The 26,738-nt window shown below is 63.5% G+C and carries 27 protein-coding genes and 2 pseudogenes; 13 read left to right on the plus strand and 16 right to left on the minus strand.

The features are described from left to right. Positions 1-103 precede the first annotated feature (103 nt). The 3 genes from AC5RV1_RS04035 to AC5RV1_RS04045 all read left to right on the plus strand — a co-directional run bounded on the left by AC5RV1_RS04035 (position 104) and on the right by AC5RV1_RS04045 (position 1,390). Positions 104-508 carry a VOC family protein gene (locus AC5RV1_RS04035; RefSeq protein ID WP_493947916.1) on the plus strand — a complete coding sequence of 135 codons (405 nt, stop codon included), beginning with the start codon at positions 104-106 and terminating at the stop codon, positions 506-508. After that, on the plus strand, positions 505-783 hold the full coding sequence (locus tag AC5RV1_RS04040) for a winged helix-turn-helix transcriptional regulator (protein WP_493993630.1): 279 nt from the start codon (positions 505-507) through the stop codon (positions 781-783). The genes AC5RV1_RS04035 and AC5RV1_RS04040 overlap by 4 nt, the downstream gene beginning before the upstream one ends. Positions 784-958: 175 nt before the next feature. Continuing rightward, positions 959-1,390, plus strand: coding sequence for a hypothetical protein (locus AC5RV1_RS04045; protein ID WP_493993631.1), 432 nt, complete (start codon positions 959-961; stop codon positions 1,388-1,390). 902 nt (positions 1,391-2,292) lie between these two features. Here AC5RV1_RS04045 and AC5RV1_RS04050 read toward each other — a convergent pair. The 3 genes from AC5RV1_RS04050 to AC5RV1_RS04060 all read right to left on the minus strand — a co-directional run bounded on the left by AC5RV1_RS04050 (position 2,293) and on the right by AC5RV1_RS04060 (position 3,631). After that, entirely contained in the window at positions 2,293-2,568 is a 276-nt protein-coding gene (locus AC5RV1_RS04050; protein WP_493993632.1) for a hypothetical protein, read from the minus strand. Between the two features lie 5 nt (positions 2,569-2,573). Beyond that, the gene (locus AC5RV1_RS04055; protein WP_493993633.1) at positions 2,574-2,909 is read right to left on the minus strand and encodes a hypothetical protein; all 336 of its coding nucleotides are present in this window, start codon (positions 2,907-2,909) and stop codon (positions 2,574-2,576) included. A 572-nt stretch (positions 2,910-3,481) separates the two neighbouring features. Beyond that, positions 3,482-3,631 carry a hypothetical protein gene (locus tag AC5RV1_RS04060; RefSeq protein WP_493947910.1) on the minus strand — a complete coding sequence of 50 codons (150 nt, stop codon included), beginning with the start codon at positions 3,629-3,631 and terminating at the stop codon, positions 3,482-3,484. A 211-nt stretch (positions 3,632-3,842) separates the two neighbouring features. Here AC5RV1_RS04060 and AC5RV1_RS04065 point away from each other — a divergent pair, with 211 nt between their 5' ends. Continuing rightward, positions 3,843-4,454 carry an NADPH-dependent FMN reductase gene (locus AC5RV1_RS04065; RefSeq protein WP_163165931.1) on the plus strand — a complete coding sequence of 204 codons (612 nt, stop codon included), beginning with the start codon at positions 3,843-3,845 and terminating at the stop codon, positions 4,452-4,454. Between the two features lie 82 nt (positions 4,455-4,536). On the opposite strand, the gene AC5RV1_RS04070 is transcribed toward AC5RV1_RS04065, so the two are convergent. The 7 genes and pseudogenes from AC5RV1_RS04070 to AC5RV1_RS04100 all read right to left on the minus strand — a co-directional run bounded on the left by AC5RV1_RS04070 (position 4,537) and on the right by AC5RV1_RS04100 (position 11,795). After that, positions 4,537-5,010, minus strand: a complete 474-nt coding sequence (locus tag AC5RV1_RS04070; protein ID WP_493947909.1) for a sensor histidine kinase — start codon at positions 5,008-5,010, stop codon at positions 4,537-4,539. 129 nt (positions 5,011-5,139) lie between these two features. Further along, a pseudogene (locus tag AC5RV1_RS04075) lies at positions 5,140-5,355 on the minus strand (PfkB family carbohydrate kinase); the annotation flags it as partial. A 136-nt stretch (positions 5,356-5,491) separates the two neighbouring features. Continuing rightward, positions 5,492-6,997 carry a glycoside hydrolase family 32 protein gene (locus AC5RV1_RS04080; RefSeq protein ID WP_493993634.1) on the minus strand — a complete coding sequence of 502 codons (1,506 nt, stop codon included), beginning with the start codon at positions 6,995-6,997 and terminating at the stop codon, positions 5,492-5,494. 123 nt (positions 6,998-7,120) lie between these two features. Then, positions 7,121-8,728, minus strand: coding sequence for an ABC transporter substrate-binding protein (locus AC5RV1_RS04085; protein ID WP_493993635.1), 1,608 nt, complete (start codon positions 8,726-8,728; stop codon positions 7,121-7,123). A gap of 85 nt (positions 8,729-8,813) precedes the next feature. Beyond that, entirely contained in the window at positions 8,814-9,773 is a 960-nt protein-coding gene (locus AC5RV1_RS04090) for a carbohydrate ABC transporter permease (RefSeq protein WP_493993636.1), read from the minus strand. 7 nt (positions 9,774-9,780) lie between these two features. Then, positions 9,781-10,755, minus strand: coding sequence for an ABC transporter permease (locus tag AC5RV1_RS04095; RefSeq protein ID WP_493947903.1), 975 nt, complete (start codon positions 10,753-10,755; stop codon positions 9,781-9,783). Further along, complete coding sequence (locus AC5RV1_RS04100; RefSeq protein ID WP_493993637.1) at positions 10,752-11,795, minus strand: LacI family DNA-binding transcriptional regulator; 1,044 nt, start codon at positions 11,793-11,795, stop codon at positions 10,752-10,754. The genes AC5RV1_RS04095 and AC5RV1_RS04100 overlap by 4 nt, the downstream gene beginning before the upstream one ends. A gap of 171 nt (positions 11,796-11,966) precedes the next feature. On the opposite strand from AC5RV1_RS04100, the gene AC5RV1_RS04105 reads away from it, so the two are divergent. Beyond that, positions 11,967-13,058, plus strand: coding sequence for an SDR family oxidoreductase (locus AC5RV1_RS04105; RefSeq protein WP_493993638.1), 1,092 nt, complete (start codon positions 11,967-11,969; stop codon positions 13,056-13,058). 128 nt (positions 13,059-13,186) lie between these two features. On the opposite strand, the gene AC5RV1_RS04110 is transcribed toward AC5RV1_RS04105, so the two are convergent. Both AC5RV1_RS04110 and AC5RV1_RS04115 read right to left on the minus strand, forming a co-directional pair. Continuing rightward, on the minus strand, positions 13,187-14,374 hold the full coding sequence (locus AC5RV1_RS04110) for a rhamnogalacturonan acetylesterase (RefSeq protein ID WP_493993639.1): 1,188 nt from the start codon (positions 14,372-14,374) through the stop codon (positions 13,187-13,189). Positions 14,375-14,622: 248 nt separating this feature from the next. Beyond that, on the minus strand, positions 14,623-15,552 hold the full coding sequence (locus tag AC5RV1_RS04115; protein WP_493993640.1) for an aldo/keto reductase: 930 nt from the start codon (positions 15,550-15,552) through the stop codon (positions 14,623-14,625). Between the two features lie 338 nt (positions 15,553-15,890). Between AC5RV1_RS04115 and AC5RV1_RS04120 the strand changes: the two are divergent. Beyond that, positions 15,891-15,972: pseudogene (locus AC5RV1_RS04120) on the plus strand (YkvA family protein); the annotation flags it as partial. Positions 15,973-16,164: 192 nt separating this feature from the next. After that, on the plus strand, positions 16,165-16,353 hold the full coding sequence (locus tag AC5RV1_RS04125; RefSeq protein ID WP_493947898.1) for a hypothetical protein: 189 nt from the start codon (positions 16,165-16,167) through the stop codon (positions 16,351-16,353). Positions 16,354-17,055: 702 nt separating this feature from the next. Here the strand turns inward: AC5RV1_RS04125 and AC5RV1_RS04130 are convergent. The 4 genes from AC5RV1_RS04130 to AC5RV1_RS04145 all read right to left on the minus strand — a co-directional run bounded on the left by AC5RV1_RS04130 (position 17,056) and on the right by AC5RV1_RS04145 (position 20,855). Next, positions 17,056-17,232, minus strand: a complete 177-nt coding sequence (locus AC5RV1_RS04130) for a CsbD family protein (RefSeq protein ID WP_163165952.1) — start codon at positions 17,230-17,232, stop codon at positions 17,056-17,058. Between the two features lie 93 nt (positions 17,233-17,325). Beyond that, positions 17,326-19,203 (minus strand): glycoside hydrolase family 15 protein, encoded by a 1,878-nt coding sequence (locus AC5RV1_RS04135; protein WP_493993641.1) that lies wholly within the window; start codon positions 19,201-19,203, stop codon positions 17,326-17,328. After that, positions 19,200-19,676: a hypothetical protein gene (locus AC5RV1_RS04140; protein WP_493993642.1), complete on the minus strand. Its 477-nt coding sequence runs from the start codon at positions 19,674-19,676 to the stop codon at positions 19,200-19,202. The genes AC5RV1_RS04135 and AC5RV1_RS04140 overlap by 4 nt, the downstream gene beginning before the upstream one ends. A gap of 192 nt (positions 19,677-19,868) precedes the next feature. Beyond that, positions 19,869-20,855, minus strand: a complete 987-nt coding sequence (locus AC5RV1_RS04145; protein ID WP_493993643.1) for an aldo/keto reductase — start codon at positions 20,853-20,855, stop codon at positions 19,869-19,871. Between the two features lie 497 nt (positions 20,856-21,352). Between AC5RV1_RS04145 and AC5RV1_RS04150 the strand changes: the two genes are divergently transcribed. The 6 genes from AC5RV1_RS04150 (at position 21,353) to AC5RV1_RS04175 (ending at position 26,733) form a co-directional block, all read left to right on the plus strand. Then, the gene (locus AC5RV1_RS04150) at positions 21,353-22,249 is read left to right on the plus strand and encodes a LysR family transcriptional regulator (protein ID WP_493993644.1); all 897 of its coding nucleotides are present in this window, start codon (positions 21,353-21,355) and stop codon (positions 22,247-22,249) included. Between the two features lie 140 nt (positions 22,250-22,389). Beyond that, positions 22,390-23,244 carry an SMP-30/gluconolactonase/LRE family protein gene (locus AC5RV1_RS04155; protein WP_493993645.1) on the plus strand — a complete coding sequence of 285 codons (855 nt, stop codon included), beginning with the start codon at positions 22,390-22,392 and terminating at the stop codon, positions 23,242-23,244. After that, entirely contained in the window at positions 23,241-24,017 is a 777-nt protein-coding gene (locus tag AC5RV1_RS04160; protein ID WP_493993646.1) for an HpcH/HpaI aldolase family protein, read from the plus strand. Before AC5RV1_RS04155 ends, AC5RV1_RS04160 begins: the two co-directional genes overlap by 4 nt. A gap of 2 nt (positions 24,018-24,019) precedes the next feature. Further along, a complete protein-coding gene (locus AC5RV1_RS04165; protein ID WP_493993647.1) occupies positions 24,020-25,423 on the plus strand; it encodes an MmgE/PrpD family protein in 1,404 nt (467 codons plus the stop codon). 47 nt (positions 25,424-25,470) lie between these two features. Then, positions 25,471-25,680: a tautomerase family protein gene (locus tag AC5RV1_RS04170; RefSeq protein ID WP_028271786.1), complete on the plus strand. Its 210-nt coding sequence runs from the start codon at positions 25,471-25,473 to the stop codon at positions 25,678-25,680. Between the two features lie 42 nt (positions 25,681-25,722). Further along, a complete protein-coding gene (locus tag AC5RV1_RS04175) occupies positions 25,723-26,733 on the plus strand; it encodes an ABC transporter substrate-binding protein (protein WP_493993648.1) in 1,011 nt (336 codons plus the stop codon). The last annotated feature ends 5 nt before the right edge of the window (positions 26,734-26,738 follow it).

Below are 26,738 nucleotides of genomic sequence, written 5' to 3' on the forward strand. Positions count from 1 at the left end.
CACGGTCTGGTCCCTATTACTCGGCCGTACCTTACAAGCCCGGCAAGTCGTGAAGCACGGCCGGGGCTTGACGTCATACTTGCATTTTGCAAGTATGGGCCGCATGAGCCTTTTCATTACCTGCCCGGTTGAGAGCGTTGAGCGCGCTACCGCTTTTTATACCGCCCTAGGGTGGACCCTCAACACCAACATGTCCGATCACAACGTGTCATGCTTCGCGATGGCCCCCGAGCAGTACGTCATGCTCGGCAGCCGCGAGATGTACGCGAGCGTCGGCGGCGCCGAGGAGCTGGTCGGCGGACCCGACACCCCCTCGAAGGTCACGGTCTCATTCGACCTCGGCAGCCGCGAGGCGGTCGACGAGCTCATCGAACGCGCCGGCGCCGCCGGCGGGCGGATCGGTGACACCGACGACTACCCATTCATGTACCAGCGCCAATTTGACGACCCCGATGGCTACCACTACTCGCCGTTTTGGATGAAGCCGGACGCCGATCCGACCGCGTGAGCAACCTCGCTGCGGCCCTCGACATAGTCGGAGCGCGGTGGTCCCTGCTCGTCGTGGAGCGGCTGCTCGACGGGCCACAGCGCTACGGCGATCTGCAGCGTGACCTCGGAGTACCGACCAACATACTTGCGACCCGCCTGCGCGAGCTCGAGGCCGCCGGCGTACTGTCCCGCCTGCCCCTCCGGCACAACACCCGGGCCTACGCGCTGACCGATCGCGGGCTCGCCTTGCGCGAGGCCATCGTCGCGCTAGCACGCTGGGGCGGCGAGGAATGACCTAGGTGTGGCGCGGAATCGCGATGCGCTCCGACAAGCTCCCCGGCAGCTACAAGGCCGGAGCCGAGACGATCCGCGTTGTGGGGGACGAGGCGCTTGTCACGGAGGGCCTCCAACCGCGGCCGGCGTTTTTGCCATAGCCTTTCAAAACTTTCATCGATTCGACAGGACCCGCGTGCAGAACGGCATTTCAGGCAGCAACATGGGTGGCGGCCCCCACTACGACGACCAAGTCCGCAATCAGCACGAACAGGCCCTGGCACGCGGTGACAAGAGAATCCTGTTCCGCGCGGTGGAGGGAAGGCTTCACAGCTACGCCAAAGATGAGCTCGGAGTGGTCACTGCCAGTTCCCACCCCCAGGTGCGGTCCGCTGGCGGCTTCCTGGTGATGGCTTGCGTCTTCGCTGCTGTGGCAGTCTTCTCTGTCTTTCTGGTGGCCGGGCCGGCCAGCAGGGGCCAAGATCGCATGTGGAGCGCCTTGTTCCTGACGGCGGCCGGGTTGGGAGGGGCGGTGTACGCCGTGAGGATGGCGGAAGTGGCAGTTAAGGCTAAACGCCTGCGGGCGGAGCGGGGAATCCCCGACCCGACGACCCGCCAGTTCGATTAATTTATCGCTGCGGCGCTATTGGGAACACGGGACAGTCAAAAAAATCATGAATATGCATCGGATTTTCAGTAATTATTGAGAACCCTTGATTCATCCTCAGGATGGTGAGAGCGGGCACGAATTCAATGCTCCAAAGCTCCCTGGTCGCCTTTGGCGACAGGTACCGGCCGGTCGAAAAGCGCCGGTGATCAGTTGGAATTCAGTGCCTAGTCACGCTGCATCTGAACGGTGATCTCGTAGGAATCTGAGCCTTTTGACGACTCTTCGATGCAGAGTGACTCTCTGCTTGCTCCGTGAGACTCGGTACTGATGCAGCCCACATACCGTCCCAAAACGGGGCCGCCTGAGTTGGACTTTATGCCGAATCGGTTTGCTGTCTCTTCCAGGCTGATCTTGTGATCCACGGACCACCGGGCGGACAAACGCAGGCAGGATGTGTCGATGGAGAGACATCCGGGGTCGACCTTGGGATCGTGGCGGAAGACCTCAACCCAATCAGCCTCCGGCACGTTGTCAGCCCGGGCCATCATTTCGCTAGCCTTCTCCGCCTGGGTGCCTCCACCACCGTTGATTTCTTGGACGAGAGCGGAGCATCCCATGAATCCAAGGATGCAGAGCAGTGTCACTGCCAGTGCGATTCCACCGAGTATCCAGCCAAGTTTGTTCTTTTTCTGCGGGGGAGGCCCCTGCCACCCGTGCTGTGGTGGTCCATAGTAGGGCTGTTGCGGATGCTGCCCCTGGCGGGGGTGGGGCGGTTGAAGTGGATACGGCGGCTGGTGCTGTTGGTGCGAATCCATTGCGTAGCCTCTCTGGTTGAATTACTTGCGTCTCCTGCTGGTTGCAGCCCGCCCGGGTTACCGGCACTCGGCGGCGGGTCTGTAACGGCAACGAGCCGAAGGCAGTTAGGCCGGGCTGACATGCACGATGATGACGTGGGTGTTTTTGGAGCCGTCGTAACGGAGGTCGTACTGGACCTGGAGGCCTGTTGAGGTCCCCGGCGCCAGCGCAAAGTCGCTCTTGTCCTCCGGCCGGCTGGAGATGGAGTCGATCCAGCGCTCGGCGGTATCACTGGGGATGCCGTAGCGGTGCACGGCGTCACGGATCAGGGCGGTGTAGTCCTCCAGAGACGCGGCCGTGAGGAAGTAGGTGACTTCGGTGAAGTCAGACCTTGTATTCATGCCGTTCAGGCGCAGTCTGTCGGTTTTCGCGCTGACCGTTCCGCTGGCCCCTGGATCTCCAGGGAAATTACGCCCTCGGGCATGAGGACATCCGGGGCTTCGTTCTTGCCATCCTTCAGGCCGACGCTCTCCTTCGTGAGCCGTCCTGAGGTCATATCCAGCCGGGCGGATTTGGACGCCCTGATTTGTGCGATCCCGGCCTCATCCAGGCGGGCGTAGCCGTCGGCGGCCGCTGTTGCTGTGGTGGTAGCGTCAGCGCCTCCATAGGGGACGACGCAGCCGGTGAGCAACAGCGGGACAAGCAGAATCGACGCGGCAAAGCCCTTCAATGTATCCCCCAATAAGCGTGTGTGACCGTCAGGCCAGTAAATCATTATGCATGGAGGACCAAGGAACTCCGAGCCTGGGTAGTTGTCCCCATGGCCGCTGGCGACATTCTCAGCCACTTTGAGGCCCAAGAGGTCGAGGGACGGCCTTGGGGTTGTACCGGGTGACCTCCTCGATCAGAGCATCCCCGCTGGGCGGCCCGCAGGCGAGAGCGTTCCTCGGGCTCCGGCCGGTGCTCGAAATTGCTGGTTGGTGCCCTGGCTACGAGAATCCCCTGAACCGCGTTGAGGATGCCTCGCTCCCGAGCGAGCGGACCCACCGCTTCACCCAGTCGGCAGGTGGGATCAGCTCACTGGTGTCCAGCAGCAGGATGCGCCCTTGCAGCTCAACAATCGACGGCAGCCGATCCGCCAACGCGAGCTGGTCGATGACCTCCAGACATCGACCCCAAGTCCGCCCCGACACGAGCCGCTCCGGCCCGGCGGCCTCCAGGAGGTGAGGTGGACACCGTCAAAAAGCCACAGCTCCGGGCGCAGGTAGCGCTGCATGACTCAGTGCTTCAGAGGTGGCACATCAAGGGCAAGGGCTAAGTGGCGGGCCCGGTGGTGTCCGGAGTGTCAGGTCCCTCGGCCGGGTCCTGGGTGTGTACCCGGATCTCCGTGATGTCGGCATCCGGGTCGCCCTCGGCGGGCGCCTCTGTGTGGACCCGCTCATCCTGCACTGGATTCTCGCTCATGGCTGCTCCTGACCGCGCCGGGGACTTCGCTACAGATCATTCAGCGCTCCCCGGCCCGGGCTGTCAAGCACCTTCCACCGGCTCTGGCCGTGGGTTGGTCTTCTGTGCTGGACTGGTGCTGCAGTGGGCACCAAACCGCCGCCGGACGCGCGGCATCTTTTCCAGAACGAACTTGGACGCCGGTTCGGACCGGCTTTTGGAAGGAACACTCATGGCACCTTTTAAGATCGGATACTTCGTGGGGAGCCTCGCTACCGGCTCCATCAACAGGGTCCTTGCCAATGCGCTGATCAAACTCGCACCGGAGGACCTCGAGTTTACGGAAATCCCCATCAGGGACCTTCCTCTGTACAGCTACGATTACGACGCCGACTTCCCGCCGGAAGGCCGCGCCCTGAAGGAAGCCATCGAGGCTTCCGACGGCATCCTGTTCGTCTCACCCGAATACAACCGGTCCATCCCCGGTGCCCTCAAAAACGCCATCGACTGGGGCTCCCGCCCGTGGGGGAGCAACTCATTCGCCCGCAAGCCCACCGGCATTATCGGCGCCTCCGTAGGCAGTATCGGCACGGCCGTGATGCAGTCCTCGTTCCGCAGCGTGCTGAGCTTCCTGGACGCGCCGCAGCTGAACGCCCCGGAGGCCTACATCCATTACGACGCTGCGGTATTCGGTGAGGACGGCGAGGTCCGGAACGAGGGCACCGCCAAGTTCCTTCGGCACTTTATGGACGAGTACGCGGCCTTCGTTGCCCGTGTCCTGGCCGCCAACGCACCCGGCCACATCGGCGACCTGGAGCACGACAGCGCGAAGCTGACGCGGTAGCGGCACCAAGTGCCGGAAGCTACGGATGCCCGCCGTCCCAGCGACGGCGGGCATCCGAGTCTTGTAGCAGTCATCCCGGTCTTTAGTCCAACGGCAGGGTGACGGTCACGCTCGTGCCCTCACCAGGGGCGGAACAGATGTCCACGGTGCCGCCCGCCTCATGCACGGCTACGGACATGAGGCGGAGGCCGTATCCGTGGTGGCGGCCGCGCGTGGCGAGCTTGCTGTCAAAGCCTGTGCCGTCGTCGGACACCACCAGGCGGATCCCGTGGTCGACGGCGGCGAGCTGGACGTTGAGCTGGGACGCTTCGGAATACTTGAATGCGTTGCTGAGCGCCTCCCGCGCCGACTGGTACAGCAGGGTGGCGCAATCCGCCGGAATCTCGATGCCCCAGTGCGGAGTATCCCAGCGGATGGCCGTCCCCCGCTGACGGAGGGGTGCGGTGAGCCGGTCGATGCAGCCGGCCAGCCCCAAGGTGTAGAAGTCGAGCGGATGTTGATCCGTGAGCAGGCCTTCTACGGCTGTTACTTCGTCTGAAACTACTTTGTTTCCCATGACTTCCTGCTCCTGCAAGCTGTTTGTCTGATACCTCCAGCGTGAACCTCCAACTGCAACGGGTGGCAAGGTTTACCTCAAGATCCCATCAATTTTCCGCGCGGCGATGGGACGCGGGAGCAAAAGCAGTTATCGCTGGAACTGGGAGCGGAGTTCATCTCCAGTGGGGGGCCGGGTGCCGGCCCGGGATACCGTGACGGCGGCGGCAGCGGCCGCGGTGCGTCCGAGCTGTTCGAGGACCGACGGCGCGTAGCCACCGGTTCCGCGGGTGAGGAGTGCCGGGATCAGGGCCGACATGTAGGAGTCGCCGGCGCCAATGGAGTCAACCACTGCGGACTTCGCTGCCCAGTTGCTGAAGGATTGCCATGACCTTTCCGGCGCCGGTGAGGGCTTCCCAGATCACGACGACGTCCGGCGCCTCCCGGGAGGGTTCGGCTTGCCGTTGCTGTGCATGTTTGTTTTTCCTGGCTTGGGTGCTGACCTACGCGAGCTGCGTGACCTGAAGGCTGGTGACGGTTGCCGTGCCGCCGGCGGCGTAGACGGAGAGGTCAGTGCTGGCCTCGGCCGGGAAGATCAGTTCGGTCATGGTGACTTCGCCGTCCTGGGCGAAGACTTCCACAGAGCAGCGGTCCACGAAGATCGTGAGCTGGTAGGAGCCCGAGGTTGCCCGGAGCGGGGCGGTGTCGAGGGAGGGGAAGGATCCGTGGAAGTCTGTGATCCCGGATTTCTGCCGGTCCACGAACAGTTTGGCTTCGCCGGGACGGATGCCGACGCGGGTTCCGTTGGCGCCGTCGCCACGCAGCATGAGCCCGAATTCTTCTGCGCTTCCGGGCGTGAAGGTGGCGTCGATGCGCTGTACGGTGCCTGCCGCACCGGCCAGAACCTGCACGCCGTCATGAATAGTGGTTTCAGTAAGGCAGAACGGGTCCGGGCCGGCCAGGGCAGCCCAGTCGCCCGCGGGCTGCTGGACCAGGCACAGGTCGCCGTCGCGTGTCTGGAGTGAAATTTCACGGGCGAGGCTCATGGGGCTGCGCCAGGGTGTGGTGGGGATGTGGTTGGCGTATTCCCAGTTGTTCATCCAGGCGATCATGAGGCGGCGGTTGTCCGGGGCGTCGCTGAAGGAGACGGCGGCGTAGTAGTCCCGGCCCCAGTCCAGCCACCGGTAGTCGCCCAGCCGGTCCGGGTCCTGGAGGCCTTCCGTCACCGTAGTGGTTGAGGTGAAGGTGGTGCCGTCGAAGTCGCCCACAAAGTATTGTCCGGCTGAGCCGTTGTTGGGCCCGCCGGGGTTGAGGTTGACGGTGAGGACCCACTTGAGGTTTTCCGGGTCGCCGTCCACCGGCAACTGGAAAAGGTCGGGGCATTCCCAGACGCCGCCGGTGGCGTTCGCGGGGCCGAAGGTGCTCAGCAGTTCCCAGTCCTTCAGGTCGTCGGATTTGTAGAGCACCACCTGGAAGTCTTGGGCTTCGACGGCGACCATCACCCAGTAGCTGCCCGCGTCGCCGTCGTACCGGATGACTTTGGGGTCGCGGAACTCGGCGGAGCCACGGCTCAGCACCGGGTTGTCAGTGTGTTTTGTCCACGTGTAACCCCCGTCCAGGCTGTACGCCAAGGACTGGGCCTGGACCCCCTCATGCCCCGAGCCCGGTTTAAAGGCGCTGGTGTAGATGGCCACGAGCGGTGCAGTTGACTCGGTGCCGAAACCGCTGGTGTTGCGCCGGTCATGGACGATGCTGCCGGAGAAGATGTCCTCGTTCTCGTCGCAGGCGATGGCGACGGCGTGTTCCGTCCAGGTCAGCAGGTCGGTGGAGGTCGCGTGCCCCCAGGACATATTTCCCCAAACGTTTCCCAGCGGGTTGTTCTGGTAGTAAAGGTGGTAGACGCCGTCATGGAAAATCAGGCCGTTGGGGTCATTGAGCCAAGTGTTCCGGGCTGCGTAGTGCAGAACCGGCCGGAAGGTCTCGGCTGTCGTGGCGGTCGCGGCAGTCATGAAGGTGGCGTCTCATTTCTTGGCAGGTGTGGTCGCTGCGGGTCCCGTGGGAGTGCCGGCAGTGGGATGAGCGGGGCGGGTGGGGCCGGCGCGGACAGCGCCGGCCCCACCCGTTTTTGGGTGTTAGGAGTTCTTTTTGTAGCGGTCGTAGGCCTGCTGGTAGACCTCGATCATCTTGTCGACGCCGACGTTCTTGAGCTGGGAGACGTAGCCGTCCCATTCCTGCTCAATTCCTCCGGAGACGATCCACTTGGCCATGTTCTGCTTCACCAGGGACGTGACATCGGTCTGGATGGTGCTGATCTGCTGGAGTTCCTCGTTGGACAGGGCCACCGGGGGGTAGCCGTCGTTGCCGGCGAAGGGCTTGTAGAGCTCGTTGACGGTTTTCTGCCGTTCAGCGGCGCGCGGTTCAGGGGCGACCACCGTCGTGAAGTTCTCAGCGGTGTTTGCCTTCGGGCCGCCGGGAGCGACCTTTTGGCGGCGTTCACCTTCGCTGGTTCCGGCCGCGGCTGGGATCTGGGTCAGCAGGCCGCTGGCGTCCTTTTGCAGGGTCTCGCCGATCGGTCCCCAGTTGGCCTGTGCGGACTGGATGGGGTCGTAGAGGTTGTCGGCCCAGCGCATGGTGGCTGCCGGGTATTTGTTGTTCCGCGTAATGGCGAAGGCGCCGCGGGCGATCTCCTGGTTGTTGGCCTGGCTGGCAATCCGCTTGCCGTCCACGCCTTCCAGCACGGGGACCAGGGCATAGTCGGCGGCCCGGTCCGCGCCGACCATTTCGGGGATTTCCCACCAGACAAAGGAGCCGAGGTTTTCGGTGGCGGCCTTGCCCTTTGCCAGGTACGCCTTGTCGTCCTGTGAGAAGGACTCGGGGTCAATCAGGCCTTCCTGGTACCACTCGTGCAGGGTCTGGATTGCCTTTTTGTAGCCGTCCTGGGTGGCGGTGAAGATGACTTTGTCGTCCTGGACAATGCGGTGGTCCATGTTGTCCGGCACGCCGCCGAGGGCAGCGATCAGGTCTACGATGTCCCCGCACCAGGATCCGGGCATAAAGCTCAGCGGGATGGTCTTGCCGGTCCCGGACGCGTCCTGGGTCTTGAACGCCAGCAAAGCATCGTGGAACTCGTCCACGGTCTTCGGCATCGGGATGTTGAGTTTTTTCAGCCAGGAGGTGTTGATGGCGAGTTCGTGGGGGAACTGGACCAGGCCGAGTTCTTCGATGGAGGGCAGCGAGTAGATGTGCCCGTCCGAGGAGGTGATGGCTGCCTTGATGTCAGGCCGTTCGGAGAGCAGCTTGGAGAGGTTGGGGGCGTTCTTTTCGATCAGGCCCTCAAGCGGGATGAGGGTGCCACTGGCGGAGTACGTGGCGATCTCGGCGTCGGTCAGGCCGGTGTTGAAGAACGCGTCGGGCAGGTCACCGCTGGCCAGGATGAGGTTCTTCTTTTCCTGGAAGACCGTCTCGGGCAGGTTCTCCCAGTTGACGTGGATGTTGGTGGCCTTTTCCCATTCCTGCACCACGGTCATGGTGTTGTAGTCCGGGGCCAGTGCGGTTTTGGTACCGGAGAAGGTCAGGTCAAGTTTCTTGCTCACGATCGGGAAGCCTGTTTCCTGGAAACCGAAGTCAGCGGAGGCGTCTTTGATCTCCGTGGTGCCCGAGCCGCCGCCGGAGCAGGCGGTGAACGTCAATGTTCCGGCCAGGACGGCGCCGAGGACGGCGTATTTGCGGCTGAATGCCATGGTCATTCCTTATCTGAGGTGGAGTTGTTCCGAGGTGGGAAGTGCTGTTGCTGCCCGGTGGCGGTTGCCGGGGCGGTGGTAGGAGCTATTTGACGGCGCCGATCATGGCGCCCTTGGTGAAGTGCTTCTGCATGAATGGCAGGGCAATCATGAGGGGCAGGCTCGAGACGACGATCATGGCGTACTTGGTGAGCTCTGCGATCCGTTGCGCTGCGGCATAGGATTCGATGTCTCCGCCGGTGGTTCCGGTGGACGAGACGTCTGACTGGATGAGGATGTTGCGCAGGACGAGCTGCAGCGGGTATTTGGTGTCGTCGTTGAGGAAGATCAGGGCGTCGAAGAACGAGTTCCAGTGCGCCACCACGTGGATCATGATCATGAGCATGATCAGTGGTTTGGACAGGGGCAGCACCATCTTGAAGAAGAACTTGAAGTCAGTTGCCCCGTCCATCTGGGCGGCTTCGCGCAGCTCGTTCGGGATGGTGTGTTCGAAGAACGACCTTGCGATGATCAGGTTCCAGACACCTACGGCTCCGGGCAGGACAACTGCCCAGACGGTGTCGAGCATGCCCAAGTCGCGGACCACCAGGTACTTGGTGATCAGGCCGCCGTCGAAGAACATCGTGATGACGAACAGGAGCATCAGGAATTTCCGGCCCGGCATGTCTTTGCGGGACAGGGCGTAGGCGCCGCAGAGGATGGTGCTGACGCTGACGGCAGTGCCGAGCACTGTGTAGACAACGGTGTTGCCCAGGCCGTTCCAGATCCTGCTGTCGGCGAAGATCCGCTCGTACCCTTCGGTGGTGATGCCCGAGGGGAGGAGCCAGACCTTTCCTTCGTAGACAGCGTTCGGGTCGCTGATGGAGGCGATCACGATGAAGTACAGCGGATACACCACGGCCAGGATGGACAGCACGAGGACGGCGGTGGCGGCGATGCCGAAGGCGCGGTCGCCGTACCTGGCCCGCAGTGATTGCTTGGGGCGGGCCGGGCTGACAGTCCGGTTTGGGGTATCGGTAGTGCGGGGGTTGGTTGTCAGGGACATATCGGCATCACCACAGGGTCGCTTGGTTGGCCCGGCGTGCAATCGTGTTGAAAACGAGCAGCAGCGCCAGGTTGAGGAGGGAGTTGAAGAGGCCGATAGCGGCCGAGTAGCTGAACTGCGCCTGCTGCAGGCCCGCGTGGTAGACGTACGTCTGGATGATTTCCGAGGATGAGATGTTCAGCGGCGTCTGCATCAGCAGCGCCTTCTCAAAACCGACGTTGAGCAGATTGCCGATGGCCAGGATGAACAGGATGGTCACCACCGGCATGATGCCGGGCAGGTCGATGTGCCGGATGCGCTGAAGCTTGGAGGCGCCGTCCACCTTGGCGGCGTCATGCAAGGCAGGATCGATGGCTGCCAGGGCCGCCAGGTAAACAATCATCGAGAAGCCGGCGTTCTGCCACACATCCGAGATCACGTACACGGGACGGAACCATTCGGCGGAGCCCATAAAGAAGACGGGCTCCCCGCCGGCAAGCTGGATGGCGTTGTTCACCAACCCGGACCGGGGTGAGAGAAGGACGAACATGATGCCCACCACCACAACGGTGGAGATGAACGCGGGCGAGTAGAGCACGGTCTGGGTGAACTTCTTGAACCTCTCGCTTTGAAGCTGGTTGACCAGCAGCGCGAGGATGATCGGAATGGGGAAGGCCACCAGCAGGCCGAGGATGGCGATCCACAGCGTGTTTCCGACCACCTGGCCGAACTGGTAGGAGTTAACAAACCTGATGAAGTGGGTCAGGCCCACCCAGGGGCTGCCCGTGAAGCCGTCCACCGGGTTGTAGTTCTTGAACGCTATCTGCACGCCGTACATCGGCCAGTACTTGAAGACCAGGATGTAAATGACGGCTGGAGCTAGTAATACGTATAACTGCCAGGCACGGGAAATTCTCTTGAGGCGGAGCGAAAGAGAATTTTTCCGCTGCGGCAGCGGTGCCGCAGCTGGACCGCCGCGTCGGGCCGGGATGGTGCGGCTCATGGCGTCTCCTTGGGATGGGTCACTGAGTTCCGTTCGATCAGAGGGCAGTCCATGAGCTCGACCCGGCCATCGGGTTCGGCATCCTGGAGGATCAGTTCAACCGCGCGCCGGCCCATGGCGACGAACGGCAATTCAAAGGTAGTCAGGCCCGGCCGCAGGAACGGCGCCAACGTCGCCTGATTATCGAAGCCCACAATGGACACGTCCCCAGGGATTGAAAGGCGCAGGTCAGACACTGCCTGGTAGGCGCCCCAGGCGCCGCGGTCGTTGGCGCAGAAAATCGCGGTGGGCGGGTTGCTGGAGGTCAACAGTTCCATCGCGTACTTGTAGCCGTCTTCCTCGCCGCCACTGCCGAAGCGGACCAGGTCCGGATCCAGTTCCAGTCCGGCTTCCTCGAGTGCTTTCCGGTAGCCCTCGTAGCGTCCGACGGCGGCCGGCAGTCCGCTTTCGAGGCTCTCAATATTGACCAGCGCGATCCGGGAATGCCCGGCCTGGAGCAGCCGTTGGGTGGCTGAATATCCGCCCGTGACTTCGTCAGGAGCGACACTCGCAACCCTTCCGGCCCGATCCTGTGAATTCAGCACCACGGACCGGACGCCGGTCAGGGTCTCTGGAACATCCAGGCGGCGGTGGTACATGCCGGCGTAAACCACTCCTGCAACCCTGTAGGAGAGCATTGTGTCCAGGGACGCAGCCTCAAGCTCCTTGTCCCCGCCCGTGTTGACCGTCAGCAGGAGAAGTCCGTCTTCCCACGCCCGCTGCTGTGCGCCTTCAATGATGGCGCCGGCAAAAGGAGTGGTCGCAACGGTGTCACCGATGAAGCCGATCATCCCGGCGACACCTTCGCGGAGTGTCTTCGCGTGGGCGTTGGTGCGGTAGCCCAGCCGGTTCACTGCGTCCCGGACCTTCCGGCGGGTATCCTCGGAGAACCGCGATCCTGAAGCCGAGTTCAGCACCAGGGATACGGTGGCCTGCGAGACGCCGGCGGCAGCAGCGACGTCGTGCATTGTCGGTCCTGACTTTGGCCGTGAACCAGCCATGGGCACCTCCTCGGGCCGCTAGTAATTCGTGCAGTTATTCGTATAACTGGGTCAACTGTAGCGGGCGTCACGTTGGAGCGTCAATAGGCAGTGGATGACGGCGTGCAGGAATATCTCCCTTGGACGCGGGCTTGTCCCCAATGGCAGGAGCAGCGCACCACGAGGAGGACCATGACTATCAGCACAGGAACAACACCGGGCACGGGGCGGACGGCTCTCGTGGTGGGAGCCACCGGCATCGCAGGATCTGCCCTGGTGGACACCTTGGCAGGCGAAGGGTGGGACGTCCTTGCCCTGTCCCGCAGGCCCGGCACGGAGCGCGCCGGGGTCCGGTGGCTGTCCGCAGACCTGACCTCGGCTGCATCCCTTGCCGGCGTGCTGGGCCCGGAGAATCCCTCACACGTCTTTTTCACAGCGTGGTCGCGGCGCGACACGGAAGAGGAGAACATCACCGTCAATGCCGGCATGGTCCGCGACCTGCTCGCCGCACTCCGCGGCAAGGACGTGGCCCACGTTGCCCTGATGACCGGCCTCAAGCATTACCTCGGACCCTTCGAGTCATACGCAGCCGGGGAGATGGCGGATACGCCCTTCCACGAGGAGGAGCCGCGACTGCCGGTGCCGAACTTTTACTACGCACAGGAGGATGAGCTCTGGGCAGCGGCGGCCGCGCAGGGCTTTACCTGGTCCGTGCACCGTGCCCACACCGTGATTGGGCATGCGGTGGGCAACGCCATGAACATGGGCCTTACGCTCGCCGCCCAGGCCACCCTTTGCAGGGAGCGCGGGGAGCCTTTTGTCTTTCCGGGTTCCGAAACGCAGTGGAACGGCCTGACCGATATGACTGAGGCTGGCCTGCTCGCCGAGCACATGCTCTGGGCATCCACTACGCCCCAGGCGGAGAATGAGGCCTTCAATATCGTCAACGGCGACGTGTTCCGCTGGCGCTGGATGTGGCCGAAGCTTGCTGCCTATTTCGGCGTGGAGTGGGAGGGATACGAGGGGCAGCCACGGCCCCTCGAGCAGTCCATGGCGGGGCGGGGAAACCAGTGGAGGGAACTTGCCCGGCGCCATAACCTCAGCGAGCCGGAGCTGGACCGGGTCGCCTCCTGGTGGCACACCGACGGTGACCTGGGGCGCAACATCGAGGTAGTAACAGACATGGGCAAGAGCCGGGACGCGGGGTTTACCGGCTACCGCCGGACCCTTGATGCCTTCATCGCGCTTTTCGAGCGCTACCGGGCGGACAACCTCATTCCCTGACCGGGGCGCTCGCCGGGGGCGGTGCCGCTGGTTTTCAGGCGCCGCTGCCCGGCCCCAGGGCAGAAGGATTGAAATCACGACGGCGGGATGCGGCTCCGGGCCGCGTCCCGCCGTCGCTTCCTGCTCGGTTAGAGGCCCTGGCGTGCCAGGTCCTCCGCCACGAGCCGTGCCAGTTCAATGGCGCCGGCCCGGTTGGGGTGCAGGGTGTCGCCGGTCATGAACAGGGCCAGCGTCGCCTCCGGACCAATCTCCGTAAAGTAGGCGGACGCCAGGACATTCAGGTCAACCAGAGGGATGCCCTCCTCCTGTGCCAGGGCAACAGTGGAGTTGCGGTACCAGCGGTTTACTGAGGAATGGACGCCGTCCACGAAGTCCGTTGCCCGGCCCTGCGGCGTGACCAGGACGGGCGTCGCTCCGGTGGCCGCAACCTGCCGGACCATGTCCCGCATAAGCTCCTTGAACTCCGCCTCGGTGGTGGTGTTTTTGGCAGCAGTGTCGTTGATGCCCATCTCCAGCAGGAACAGGTCGCCCGGCTTGATGTACTGCAGGATGGCTTCCAGCTGGCCGTCATTGCGGAAGCCGCGGGCGATCTGTCCGCCGGTTGCCATGTTCCGGACGTCGAAGGCTTCCGGGTCAATAAACTGCGGGAGCATCTGGCCCCAGCCGCCCTGCACGCTGGTCTCCAGCGGGTAGTAGCTGGCAACTGTGGAATCCCCGCCCACCCAGATGGTCGGGTCCATCTCCGGATGGCGGGACACCTTTTCGATTTCCAGTGCGCTCAGCGTGAAGGCCGTGCCAACCTTGCCTTCGGTAACCAGCAGGTTCAACTGGCCATCAGTTACGGGAAGCTCGAAGGAAGCCGTGGCGCCGTTTCCGGTCAGGTTCATTTCCTGGAAGACGCCCTCGGCCGCAATGCTCGCGCGGGAGGTGTCGCCGAGGGTGACGGACACCTTGTACAGGCCTTCCTTCAGGTCCACATCAAAGGTGTTGGCGCTCTTGGTCCCGAACTGCAGGAAGCGGACGGCGTCGCTCCCTGCCCCGGTTCCCTTGGCGGGGACGTTGGCCATGTGCTCGGGGGTGTTGAAGCCGTAACGCTTCTCGGGGTTGTACGCGTCGGTGGCGTTGACCCCGATGTACCCCTGTTCAACCGCTCCGCTGCCGAAATCAAAGAGGTAATTGCTGGGCTCAGCGTGTGCGGCAGGTGCGGACAAGCTGACTCCTGCACCGCTCACCAAGGCCGCGGCTGCCAGGCAGCAGGCAACGGTTTTTCTGGTGGGCTTGCGGGACGTGTTGCGCAGGCTCGGACTTTCGGTCACGTTCATCTCCTTCGATGACGGGTGGGGCGGGGACCACGGCGTCGTGTTCTTGTATCGATTCAAAACGGCCGGCAAGGACGGCTTGATTCGAATGGGGCTGGCCGGGGAGAAATTTGAGGTACCGGCGTTACAGCATTTGTAACAGCCCACAACCTGACTGGTCAAGCGATTTTGGGCGATTTCTGTTCTGTTTTGTTCCGCAATGTGGCAGATGGATCTCTCAGGACTGGGCTGGCGGAAGGGCCCCGCTAGCCCAGTTCCCCGGTTCCAGCTGCGGCAATGGGCAGGATCCTCTCCCAGAAATCCGCGGGAATGTCCGTGCTGGCCAGCTGCAGCGTTTCCTGGACGCGGTCGGGTTCGGACATGCCCACGATGGTGGAGCTGACCCGGGGGTCGCGGGTGGAGAACTGCAGGGCAGCGGCCGCCAGCGGCACGGAATACTCGGCACAGAGCGCCTCCATCTTCCGGACCCGCTCGATGATCGCCGGACTTGCCGGGCGGTAGCAGTAGTTGGGCGCGGCGTCGGGCCCTTTCACGAGCATGCCACCGCCAAAAGGTGCCGCATTGATGAACGCCACCCCGCGTGCCATCGCGTCCTGGATCAGGGGCTCGGCGGTCTGGTCCACCAGGGTGTAACGGTTGTGGCTGATGACGACGTCGAACAGGTCCGTGGCCAGGTACTTCAGCTCCAGGTCAATCGGCCCGCCCGCCACGCCCAGATGCCCGATGATGCCCTGGTCCCGCAAATCAACCAGCGCCTCCAGCGGCCCGCCCTCCCTGGTGCCTTCCTCGAAGGTGATCTTTTCCGGATCGTGCAGGTAGACCAGCTGCAGCCGGTCCATGCCGAGCCGCTCGAGGCTTTCCTCCACCGAGCGGCGGACGCGGTCCCCGGAGAAGTCATTGGTCCCGCTGATGGGGTCCACCTTGGTGGCCACAACGAAGCCCTCCGGGAGGCCGCCGGCCTCGCCAAGGGCCTGCCCGATCCGCTTCTCGCTGTTGCCGCCGTCGCCGTACTCGTTGGCGGTGTCGATGAAGTTGAAGGGACTTTCCAGGACGCGGCGGATGGTTGCGACGGCGGTGTCCGTCCCCCGCGGAGCAGGGTGGCTGCCCAAGGAGCTGGTGCCGACACAGATGGCTGAGACGGAGAGGCCGGTACGGCCCAGAACGCGGTAATCCATTGCTTGCTCCTCAGGGGTGGGTTTCCCCGAAAGGCTACCCCGATCTTGAGCCGGAGCAACTGGAGTACGCTCGTCCAGGAGCCGGCCCCTCACCCGGCGCACGAGGCAGGGAGGTGCGGATGACCTGGGAGACCGTCGCCGGAATTGCCGCCGGATTGCTGCTCGCGTACGCCGTGCTGCTCCTCCTTCTGTGGTGGTACGCGCGCCGCTATCCCGAGGCCGTCACCATGAAGGACGCGCTGCGGCTGCTGCCGGACCTGCTCCGGCTCATCAGGAGGCTGGCCGCGGACCGGACCCTCGCCGTCGGGGTGAGGATGCGGCTGGTACTGCTGCTTGCCTACCTGCTCTCGCCCATTGACCTGGTGCCGGACTTCATTCCGGTGATCGGCTACGCGGATGATGCGGTCATTGTGGCCCTGGTGCTGCGGTCGGTGCTCAAGCGGGCTGGGCCCGAGGCCCTGGAAAGGCACTGGCCCGGAAGCCGGCGTGGGCTGGACGCCATCCTGAAAGCGGCGGCCCCGGTCCGCCGTCGGCCCTAAATTCTTTCGCTTTGTCCGCTCCTTTCTCGCTGGGGGCTGTTAGCGTGGAGGCCCGGCCACTGAAGGAGGAGCAATGACCATCAACTCACCAGATTCACTGCCCGACGACGAGCTGCAGGAAGGCGGCACGGCCAGCAAGGGCAAGGACGACGGCGGCGTTCCCGGCGGCGAGGACGGCGTCGGCATCGGTGCGGATGCGGAGCCGAACACTTTCGAACCAGAAGAGGACCCGGAGGCGACCGGCGGGCCGGAAACGGACTGAAGCCCGGCGGCTTGTTGTCGCCATCGCCGGCTCAAGGTTCAATCAAGATTCGCTTCAAAGGGCCCAACCCGGCTTTCCGGTAGTTACCAGCCGGTAGATTTTAGGTGCTTCCAACTTTTCCCCCAAAGCGGAAGCACAACGGAAGCCCCTGCGCTGGAGCATGACTCGCGCAGGGGCTTCCCATCACCTGATGACGGGACCGCTCGTGTTGGATGTCTGTATATCCAGCGTGGAAGATTGCCGGCGCTGGGTCATCTTCGGCGGATCTGATGACCTGCAGGGTGCCGGGTTTTTTGACGTGAAGCTGCGAGGGGCGCGGTTCGTGAGGCGCGACCTGTCCGGTGCTGTGCTGCGCTCCCGGTGGGCCCGCTGTCGACTAACCGCTACAAATTGAGTGGGGCCGGCGACGGCTGGGGGAGGTGCCCGCGGTCTCAGACGGACACCAACGTCGCCGGCCCCAGCCTGGTCCCCGGCAAATTGCCGGGAAATCTAGGGGCTGAGAGCCAGTAGCGGGAGTTGCTTTCCCCGCTGATGAAAAGACTAAATGGCGGGAGCCGCGTGGACACGAGTAGTCAGTACTCGTTAACGGCAACGACTCCACTTAGGAGAAAGATGGCCGGACGGAGCCTGGGGAGGTTGCTGGGCCCACAGCAAAGAAGGGCGCCGCTCCGGTTGGAGCGGCGCCCTTCCCATCACGGGAAATCAGTCTTTTTTGAATGCGTCTTTGACTTTTTCTCCGGCCTGCTTCAGGTCGCCTTTGGCCTGGTCGCCCTGGCCTTCGGCCCTCAGGCTCTCATCGCCGGTAGCTTCTCCGGCGGCTTCCTTGCCCTTGCCGCCCAGCTTCTCGGCTGCGTTACCGATCTTGTCGTCCAAACCCATGGTGATTCTCCCTTCGGTCGGAATCCGCCCGCATCGCGGTGACGGACTTACGCCACCATCCTAGCCCGGCGGTTTGCGGCGGGATCCTCGGGCCTAAAGAAAACTTTGGCTTGGGCAGGGGTGGTCGCGAAGGGCGAGTGCGGCCTGGACCAGCGCGGAGTGTGTGAGAGCCTGGGGGAAGTTTCCCAGGAGGATGCCGGAGGATGGGTCCATCTCCTCGCTGAAGAGTCCCAGCGGGGAGCCCCTGTGCAGGAGGGCCTCAAACCAGGCGGTGGCTTCGTGGTGTTGGCCGGTCATTGCCAGCGCTTGAACCAGCCAGAAGGAGCAGGGCAGGAACGCTCCCTCGGTCCCGGGAAGTCCGTCCTGGCCGGGCGGATAGCGGTAGAGCAAAGGGAATCCGGCGGACAGTTCCGTGCGGACGGCATCGATTGTTCCCGCCAGGCGGGCCGAGCCCGGTTCTTCCAGGCCTGTGAGCGGCAGGACCAGGAGGGCTGCGTCCAGGTCATGGGAGCCGTACGTGCGGGTGTACGAATTCCTGGAAGCGTTGTAACCGTTCGTTCGCACCTGGGCGGCGATCTGGCTGCGGGCGGATTCCCAGCGGAGCCGGCGCCGCGTGCTGAGCCGGTGGGTCGCCGCGATGCGAAGGGCCCGGTCCAGCGCGAGCCAGGCCATGACTATGGAATGGACGTGCTGGGCTGCATCACCGCGGATCTCCCAAATGCCGGCGTCGGGTTCCTGCCAGTTGGCGGCGACCAGATCGGCGAATCCGCGCATGGCCCGCCACGCTTCGGACGTCAGCCTGTGGCGGTTTTCCACGAATGCCCAGGCTGCGTCCAGGACCCAGCCGTAGCCGTCCAGCTGGTGCTGGCCTGCCGCGAGGTTGCCGGTCCGCACCGGGCTGCTTCCGGCATAACCGGGCCACTCGGAGAGGTTCCGTTCTGCCGGGACGTGTCCTCCGGTCAGGGTGAGAAGGGCGGGAAGGTGCGGCCGTTCAAGGCGGCTGGCATGCAGGAGCCAGCCGAGGAAGTCCTCTGCCTCCTGCCTTTTACCCGCCCGGAGGAAGGCGCCGACGCCGATGCTTGCGTCGCGGGGCCAGGCGTACCTGTAGTCCCAGTTGCGGATGCCTCCCGGGTGCTCAGGCAGCGAGGTGGTGGGGGCTGCCACGGGAGCTCCCGAAGGGGAGTAGGTGAGGAGCCGAAGCGTCAGCAAGCTGCGCACCACGGCATCGCGGTAGGGGATGGTGGTGTCGATTTCCTCGGTCCAGGCCTGCCATTGGGCCTCGTCCCTGCTCACCACGTCCCATGCTGCCCCGGGGTTCACGTGGATCAGCGGTTCGCCGTAGGCCAAAGCGAGGACAAGTGTGAGGGGTTTGCCCGGAACGATCTCTAACGTCAGGGGGCGCCCCGGCTCAAGATCGAGGGTGGGGCTGGTTCCCAGGGATGTTGCCAGTGGGCCCCAATTGCAGACAAGGTCTTGGCCACGGCGCACGCGCATGCGCACGCGGGGACGCCGGTGCTGTTCGCCAAGCCGCGGGTCGAAAAGCAGTGTGGCACGGACCGGCGCGCCCTCCGCTGCAAGGTGCCGCACCAGGAGGGTGGTGGGCAGCAGTTCGCCGGCCACTTCCGCGATCATGGCTTCAGTCAGCGTGAGCCTGCCGTTCCCCGCCGCCCACACCGTTTCCAGGGTTGCGGTGTTCGGCCGGTACCGGCGGGAGGTAGCCGGGGCGGGCCCGGCCGGTCCGGCAAGGAACCGCCCGGCCTCCGGTCCTCCCAGCAGGGCACCAAAGAGGGGCTCGCCGTCGAACGCGGGAGCGCAAAGCCAGTCCACCGACCCTGCCGCGGAAACAAGCGCGGCTGTACGCGTATCACCGAGCAGGCCGTAGTCAGCGATAGGCGTGGGCGTGTGCTGCTCCCACAACGTGCCCGGCAGCTCCCGCTCCTGCGGGGCCGTGTCCCGATGATCAACGCTCATCGTGCCCCCAGAAGCAGCCCAAGCACGGCGCCGTAAATGACGTGCGCCACCACCGCAACGGCAGGGGTCTGGATGCCGTAGTTAAGCCCGAGCAGGCCGGGCGGTTCCAGTACGGCGGTGGTGGCGGGCCCGGCCCTGGTGGACGCCATCCGCGGATGGACTCCGGGCAGCAGGGGCAGGATGACCGTCAGGGCCATGGCGACGTGGAGGAGTCCCAGCAGCGCGCCGAGCCACCACGTTGCCTGCCCCAGGAGTGCGAAGACCGCAGCGTAACCGAGGGCGAAGCCCTGCCCAGCGCCAAGGTGGATAAAGAAGCCTGCCACCCGCGCCTTGTCCGGATCGGGCGTGGCGAGGGTCCCGAGCACCAGCGGCAGGTCCAGCCGGGTGAGCCCGGCCATCTGGGCGGCGATCATCACTGCGGTCAGCACAGAGGAGGCCACCAGCCCGAACAGGGCCCAGCCCTGCCAGTCCATCTCAGGTCACCTGACCGTTACAGCTGGGCGCGCGAATACAACTGTGCATAATGCCCGGATTCCCACAGCGCATCGTGTACTCCTTCTAAAAGTAGATAACCTAACTTTAGAAGTCTTGTCGGGTTTAAACAAGGTATCTGTTTTTAGAAGGGGGCTCGCGGGAATTTGGTTTCGCTTACGTTGGGAACCCGCTTAGGCCGGGATCATGCCCCGCTCCTGCAGGTCCTGCCACAGCGCGTCGGGGACCTCGGTGGACATGCGTTTGGCACTTTCGCTGATCTGCTCAGGCCTGCTGGCGCCGACGGTGACGTTGACCACCGCCGGGTGGCGGAAGGGGAACTGGATGGCGGCGGTGGGAAGTTCAACATCATGTTCTTTGCAGATGGTTGCCAGCCGGCGGGCCCGGTCCAGAATCTCTGTGGGCGCCGGGGAGTAGTTGTAATGTGCGTCGGAGGGCAATTCGGGCTTGGCGAGGATGCCGGAGTTGTAGACGCCGACGCTGACAACGCAGGTGCCCAGCTCCTGGCAGCGGTCCAGCAGTCCTTCACCGGGACGGCCGTCCGAGCCCGGCTGTTCCAGCATGGTGAACCTCCCGGCCAGCATCAGGAGGTCCAGGTCCGCCGCTTCCACGCACTGCAGGGCGGCGCCGGCGGTGTTGGTGCCGACGCCGATGGCCCGGACCAGGCCTTCAGCGCGGAGCTTCTCAAGGGCCGGAAGGGCAGATTTCACGGCATCTTCCATGCTGTACACGTCGGGATCGTGCAGGTAGGCGATGTCGATGTAGGCCAGGCCCAGCCGTTCCAGCGACTGCTCGATGCTGCGCCGCACTCCTGCCTCGGAGGGATCCCATTCGCGCCGCAGTTCAGCGGGTACGTCAAAGCCGTCCGGATCCTTTATGTCCTTGGTTGCGGGTGACGGGACGAGGACCCTGCCCACCTTCGTGGAGGGAATGAAGTCTTTCCGCGGTTTCCTGGCCAAGACTTCGCCGATCCGCCGCTCGGACAGGCCGAGCCCATAGTGCGGCGCTGTATCGAAGTAGCGGATGCCGGCGTCCCAGGCCGCTTCCACCGTTGCAGCCGCCTGCTCGTCAGATATGGCGCGGTACAGGTTGCCCACTCCGGTACCGCCGAAGCCAAGACGGCCCAGCTGATCCCGTAACTGCCCGTTGTCCTCGTTCATGGCGCTGTTCCTCCGCTTCCTTCGGCTCACATTGGCAGGAGCCTAGGTTGGGGCGTTGGTGCTGTCAACGGAATGAGGAAGGGGCTGAGTGTTTGGTCGGCTTCTTGTCCCTGCCGCTGGGGGTGTTCATGCCGAAGGTGTCAGGGTGGGGTCTTTGAGCTTCCGGAAGCATTGCCTGGAAACGGCTGTACCGGCCCTTATCTGACAACTATTTCGAGGGGTTCCTGACGTCAGGTTAGGGTGTGCCTCAACCAGGCGGGCCGGCAGCGTACGGGACCTATAGACCGGCTACACCATAGACCGCTCCACCTCTGCCGACTCCAAACAGGCCTTGGTCGTGCACGTTCTTCAGATGCCACGAAGGGTTGGAAATGGGACGTGGCGTACACATAGGGGACGAGTTGAATAGCTTCCCAGTGGGGGAAGCGACAGAAATTGCGAATGCCCTGTCCCACGGCGCGGACTGATTGCGGTAGGCGTTGGTTAGGCTCAAGACTATGGAATTCAAGCAGTTACGGGTCTTTTCGGCTGTGGCCGAGGATCTCCATTTTGGTAAGGCCGCGAGGCATCTGGGGGTTTCCCAGTCAACGGTTAGTGATCAGGTCCGTGCCCTTGAAACTCACTTCGGGACCGAACTGCTATCCCGGACCAGCAGATCCGTGCAGCTCACGGCCGCGGGAGAAGCCCTCCTCGAAGGCTCCAAACGGCTTCTGGATGAACTGGATAGGGTTCAGAGCCAGGTTTCTGCCGTAGCTGCCGGCCGGCAGGGGACTTTACGTATCGGTGCAGTAGGTCCCGCTATGAACTACTTGGTGCCGCACCTCCTTAAGGAGCTTCGGCGTCAAAGCCCGGACCTTGAGATCACTATTGCGTCACTGAGCACCGCAGTTCAGTTGCGCCAGCTATCGCAGGGCCAGATCGACTTGGGCTTTGTGCGCAGCGTCCAGCACGTACGTGGGGTCCGGTTGGAGAAGGTGCTTGAGGAGCCGCTGACGGCTCTGTTGCCGACCACGCACAGGCATGCAGCTGCGGAATTCCTGGAGATCCAGGATCTTGACGGGGAGGACTTCGTCTATTGGCCGCGTATCTCCAATCCCGACCTCTATGACGTTCTCATCGCCACCTGCTACCGGCACGGGTGCAGCCCACGCCGCATCATCGAGAGCCACGATATGGCTACCCAGCTCGCACTCATCGCCTCGGGACTTGGCGTCTCTGTCCAGCCAGACTCCTTCCGCTATGCCCCTCGTCGGGACGTGGTGTTTGTTCCTCTCAGGGGTCCTTTACCGAAAATTGCCCTTCACATGGCCTGGTCGCCTGAAAGTGATTCGCCGGCCGTGAAAGCGGCCATTGCTGTGGCCCGCCAGTTTAAGAGCGGGCAAATCTCCGAATAGATCATCCGAACTATTCGATCGATTGATCGGCTCTAATCGATTGTTTCGATGTATCACTCAGACTTACGGTTGTTTTGTCAGCTTCGTCACAGGGAATACCCCTCCTGACCAGCCCCCAAAATTACCCCCGAGGAATACTCATGGATTTTCAGACCGTTGCCACAGGCGTCGGATTTACCGAAGGCCCCGTCTACACTCAGCGCGGAACTTTGGCCTTCGTCTCAATCGATCAGGGCGTCGTCTACGAAACTTCGAACGGCACAACGAACGTGCTGGGACGAACCGGCGCAGGACCGAACGGTGCCGCAGAGGGCCTGGACGGCATCATCTACGTGGCCCAGAACGGCGGACAGTGGCCGGCCAACCGGACCGAAGGCGTGTCCGGAGGCGTCCAGGCCATCCACCCCGACGGTACCGTCGTCACGCTCACCACTGACCCGATTTACCCCAACGATCTTTGCTTCGGCCCGGACGGCTACCTCTACGTGACCGACCCCACCCGCGGCCCCCGCCGCGACGACGGACGGCTGTGGCGCATCGACATCACCACTGGTGAAGCGCAACTGCTGCTCAGCGTCGACTGGTTCCCCAACGGGATTGGCTTCAGCGCCGACAACGACAGCATCTTTGTCGCCCAGGGCGGGGAAGGACGCATCCTGCGCTTCCCGTTCGTTCCCGGCGAGCGTCTCGGCGAGCCCGAAGTGCATGTCCAGCTTGATCACGGACGCCCGGATGGATTCGCCTGGGATGTCGACGGAAACCTTGTGATCGGTGCCATCACCGGAACGGCTCCCGGCGACCTACAGGTCTACAGCCCCGAAGGCACCCTCCTGGAGGTCATCAAAATCGGAGACGGCCAGAAGTACACCAACGTCGCCATCTCGTCTTCCGGAACGCTGGCTGTGACCGATTCCGACAACGGCCAAGTCCTCGAAGCAGACTGGCCCGCCGCCGGCCTCCCGCTGCACCCTTTCCGTGAGTCCGTCCAGTCATGAGCCGCAACGCATTCCGGTCCCGCCTCCTGTCGGGCACTCCCGTCTTCGTGACCACGCTGGACTTTCCTGAACCCTCAGCTGCAGAGTTCCTTTCCGAGCTTGGCGTCGATGGAGTCGCCGTGGACACCGAACACGTGTCCGTGACCGGCCCGCAAATTGTCGACTTGGCCAGGGCCTGCAAGGCTGGCGGCGGTGCCCTTGTCGTCAAGACATCAGCGGACCCGGAAAGCATCGGCAGATACCTCGACGCCGGAGTGGCAGCCTTGCAGATAGCCCACGTCCGTTCCCGTCAGGACGTAGACAACGTCGTGAAGGCCTGCGGTTTTGCACCGGAGGGGCTACGGGGACTTGGCCGCTGCCGCAACAGCAACTTCGGCCACTACCCCGGCGGCTACCAGCAGCTCACCAAGGACACCCGGGACAGCGTGGCCCTGATCGTCCATATCGAAAGTGTCGAGGCTGTCGCGGTGCTCGATGACATCCTCGCAGCCGAGGCTGTCGACGCCGTCTTCGTCGGCGCGTTTGACCTGTCAGCGAGTCTCGGCATTCCCGGCGAAGTCCTCGATGACCGCGTCCAGGATGTCATCAAGGACATCGTGACCCGTTCCCTGGCAGCCGGAAAGGTCGTTGGCATGTCCGCCAGCAACCCGGAACAAACCGGCGCTGCAATCGAACGCGGTGCCAGCCTTCTCCTCTCTGCCCAGTCACGGCTCATGTCCACCGCGGTGAGCGGCCTTCGCTCGGCACGCACAATGACAGGAGCAGTGATCTGACGATGAGCCAAACACCGAAGATCACCAGGTCCATCGCCGAGTTCGCGATCTGCACCGAATCAGCCGACATCACAGACGCGGCACGCCACATGGCAACCCGTGCATTAGTCGATACTGTGGCCGTCGCCGTACTCGGAACCCATGACATCGCCTCCACGGCGTTGATGGAAGCCGTCATGACCCCTGCAAGCGTTGGCCACGGCGCCACCGTCCTGGCGACAGGAGAAATGGCGCCGGCGCACACCGCCGCTTTGCTCAATGCCACGGCGGGTCACGCCGACGATTACGATGACCATTTGGTGGACACCAACGGCCACCCCAGCGTCGTTCTGATCCCCGCCCTCCTCGCAGCCGGTGAGGCAGCGGACGCGTCAGGCCGCGACATTCTGGACGCCTACGTTATCGGCCACCAGGTCATGTGTGCCATCTCCGCCGGACTGCCCGTCCGCGCCCACTGGGCAAACGGCTGGCATGCAACCAGCACCGTCGGAGTCATCGGGGCGACAGCAGCGGTGGCACGTCTTCGCCAGCTCACGCTGCTGCAGACCCGTCACGCCCTCGGTATCGCAGCGTCCATGGCAGGGGGAAGCCGCCAGAACTGTGGCTTCATCACCAAGCCGCTGCACGCCGGCTTGGCGGCCTCGAACGCCGTGCTGGCCGTCGACCTCGCAGTAAGGGGCTATGACGCCGACCCGGACCAGCTGGAGGCACCGCTCGGGTTCTTCCACGTCTTTGGTGTCAACCCGGACCTGACCAAGGTGGAGCCGGTACTGGAAGAACGCTGGACCGTTATAACCAGGGGACTGAACGTCAAGACGTTTCCCGCCTGCTACGCGGTTCACCCGGCGGCGCGGGCCGCCACCGACCTGCGGGGTAAAGGACTCGACCCGGAATCCATCGTTTCCGTGGATGTCACTGTCCAGCCCACGGGTCTCGTCGGACCTATTCACCACCTGCCCGAGACGGGGCTGCAGGCGAAGTTCAGCCTGGAGTACACCGTAGCTGCGGCTCTGAGCGATGGCGCTCCGTCACTTAATACGTTCACGGACTCCACCGTTCAGCGCCCGGACCTGCAGCAACTGCTGAGAAAGGTCAGAACCCACGAGAACCCCGTCCCGCCGATCGGGCCCCCGGAGTTCACGCGTTGGTACGCCACGGTCGACGTCGAATTCAGCGACGGCAACCGCACGAGCACCAGGGCCGATATGCCTCACGGCTTCACCCTGGATCCCCTCACCGATCAGGAGATCCAGGAAAAGTTCAACGACTGCCTTGGCTACTCGACAACGCCCTGGGATCCCGAAGCCCTCAGCCGCCACCTGTGGGCGCTTGATCAGACACCCCGGATCAGAAGCCTCTTCAGCGAGACATCAAATCCAACCGGCCGGACACCGGCCACCGTCTAATCGGCCAGCCGGCCAAACATCAGCATCTAACAGTAGGAAATAACAAAATGCCTAACATCTCGATTGAAATCTTCAAAGGCCGTACCCTCGACCAGCGCCGCGAGCTCGTCAGCGGAATCACCGAAGCCGCAGTCTCGGCACTTGGAATCAAGCCCGAAGGTGTTCGTATCACTTTCTTTGAAATTGAGCGGACCGACCTTGCCCGTGGAGGCGTGCTGTTCAGTGACATGGACACCGCCCCAGCAGCGGCGAAATAACTCATCATGCAGACCTTCACCATGCGCAAAGGAGCACTTGGTATGAAAAATCACCTGAAATCGTTCGTTATGACCCGCCGCTCGGCGGGCCTTATCGGCGCCATGGCCGCGCTTGCCCTTGCCGCCACAGGCTGCGGCGGCACTGCGCCGGCCGCACAGCCGGGGTCCACCGAAGGAAGCACTAAAATCACGTTGGTATCCTCGATCACCGGCAGTTCCTTCCTGGCGGTGACAGCTGGCCTGGACCAGAAAATCTTCGCAAAGCACGGCGTGGAAATTGAGCTCATCAAGGTAAAGTCCAGTGCCGAGGCTGCCGCAGCCATCGCCAGCGGGCAGGCCGATATCGCAGCCATGGTGCCCGAAGGGGTGGTCGCAGTCGTGGCCGCGGGAAGCAAGATGAAGATGGTCGGCAACCTCCTGGACCAGGTCCAGCACCGTCTGGAAGTGCCTGAATCCATCAAATCCGCGCAGGACCTCGCAGGTAAAAAGGTCGGCGTCGTCGGGCCCGGCAACGGTTCCGAAATCCTGGCCAAAGCCTATTTGGCTGAGAACGGCGTGGACCCCTCGCAGGTTACGTTTGTGGCAACGGGCCCTCAGCCTGCCCAGCTGGCCGCCCTAACCACAGGACAAATCGAAGGCGCGATGCTCGTGCCTCCATACGACCTCAAAGCCGAGGACGCCGGCATGCATGCGCTGAGCATCCTCCGCGAAGACTTCCCGGACATTCCGGCACAGGTCTTCGCATCCAGCGATCGTTCCCTGAGCGCCAATGCAGAGACCGTGAAGAAATTCATGACTGCCGCCACGGAGTCAGCCCAGTGGGTCGTTGACCACCCGGAAGACGCGGCCACCATCCTGGCCACGGACGCCCAAATCAGCCCCGAAGAGGCTAAGGCGTCCTTCGACCGGGCCAAGGATGCGTACTCCGTGAACGGCGCCATCAGCGATGAGGGCCTGGCCAAGTGGCTGGAACTCTCAGAGAAGTACGCCTCGCTGCCGAAAATTCCGGCGATCAGTGACATCTATGACGCCCAGTACCTCCCCGGGAAGTGAGATGA

It is taken from the genome of Arthrobacter sp. Hb9-2 (assembly GCF_059091165.1).

Bases quoted from the DNA above. Each gene is read 5' to 3' on its own strand.
- AC5RV1_RS04035 (WP_493947916.1), top strand. From the start codon at position 104: ATGAGCCTTTTCATTACCTGCCCGGTTGAGAGCGTTGAGCGCGCTACC.
- AC5RV1_RS04050 (WP_493993632.1), bottom strand. From the start codon at position 2,568: ATGAATACAAGGTCTGACTTCACCGAAGTCACCTACTTCCTCACGGCC.
- AC5RV1_RS04060 (WP_493947910.1), bottom strand. From the start codon at position 3,631: ATGAGCGAGAATCCAGTGCAGGATGAGCGGGTCCACACAGAGGCGCCC.
- AC5RV1_RS04065 (WP_163165931.1), top strand. From the start codon at position 3,843: ATGGCACCTTTTAAGATCGGATACTTCGTGGGGAGCCTCGCTACCGGC.
- AC5RV1_RS04070 (WP_493947909.1), bottom strand. From the start codon at position 5,010: ATGGGAAACAAAGTAGTTTCAGACGAAGTAACAGCCGTAGAAGGCCTG.
- AC5RV1_RS04080 (WP_493993634.1), bottom strand. From the start codon at position 6,997: ATGACTGCCGCGACCGCCACGACAGCCGAGACCTTCCGGCCGGTTCTG.
- AC5RV1_RS04085 (WP_493993635.1), bottom strand. From the start codon at position 8,728: ATGGCATTCAGCCGCAAATACGCCGTCCTCGGCGCCGTCCTGGCCGGA.
- AC5RV1_RS04090 (WP_493993636.1), bottom strand. From the start codon at position 9,773: ATGTCCCTGACAACCAACCCCCGCACTACCGATACCCCAAACCGGACT.
- AC5RV1_RS04095 (WP_493947903.1), bottom strand. From the start codon at position 10,755: ATGAGCCGCACCATCCCGGCCCGACGCGGCGGTCCAGCTGCGGCACCG.
- AC5RV1_RS04100 (WP_493993637.1), bottom strand. From the start codon at position 11,795: ATGGCTGGTTCACGGCCAAAGTCAGGACCGACAATGCACGACGTCGCT.
- AC5RV1_RS04105 (WP_493993638.1), top strand. From the start codon at position 11,967: ATGACTATCAGCACAGGAACAACACCGGGCACGGGGCGGACGGCTCTC.
- AC5RV1_RS04115 (WP_493993640.1), bottom strand. From the start codon at position 15,552: ATGGATTACCGCGTTCTGGGCCGTACCGGCCTCTCCGTCTCAGCCATC.
- AC5RV1_RS04125 (WP_493947898.1), top strand. From the start codon at position 16,165: ATGACCATCAACTCACCAGATTCACTGCCCGACGACGAGCTGCAGGAA.
- AC5RV1_RS04130 (WP_163165952.1), bottom strand. From the start codon at position 17,232: ATGGGTTTGGACGACAAGATCGGTAACGCAGCCGAGAAGCTGGGCGGC.
- AC5RV1_RS04135 (WP_493993641.1), bottom strand. From the start codon at position 19,203: ATGAGCGTTGATCATCGGGACACGGCCCCGCAGGAGCGGGAGCTGCCG.
- AC5RV1_RS04140 (WP_493993642.1), bottom strand. From the start codon at position 19,676: ATGGACTGGCAGGGCTGGGCCCTGTTCGGGCTGGTGGCCTCCTCTGTG.
- AC5RV1_RS04145 (WP_493993643.1), bottom strand. From the start codon at position 20,855: ATGAACGAGGACAACGGGCAGTTACGGGATCAGCTGGGCCGTCTTGGC.
- AC5RV1_RS04150 (WP_493993644.1), top strand. From the start codon at position 21,353: ATGGAATTCAAGCAGTTACGGGTCTTTTCGGCTGTGGCCGAGGATCTC.
- AC5RV1_RS04155 (WP_493993645.1), top strand. From the start codon at position 22,390: ATGGATTTTCAGACCGTTGCCACAGGCGTCGGATTTACCGAAGGCCCC.
- AC5RV1_RS04160 (WP_493993646.1), top strand. From the start codon at position 23,241: ATGAGCCGCAACGCATTCCGGTCCCGCCTCCTGTCGGGCACTCCCGTC.
- AC5RV1_RS04165 (WP_493993647.1), top strand. From the start codon at position 24,020: ATGAGCCAAACACCGAAGATCACCAGGTCCATCGCCGAGTTCGCGATC.
- AC5RV1_RS04170 (WP_028271786.1), top strand. From the start codon at position 25,471: ATGCCTAACATCTCGATTGAAATCTTCAAAGGCCGTACCCTCGACCAG.
- AC5RV1_RS04175 (WP_493993648.1), top strand. From the start codon at position 25,723: ATGAAAAATCACCTGAAATCGTTCGTTATGACCCGCCGCTCGGCGGGC.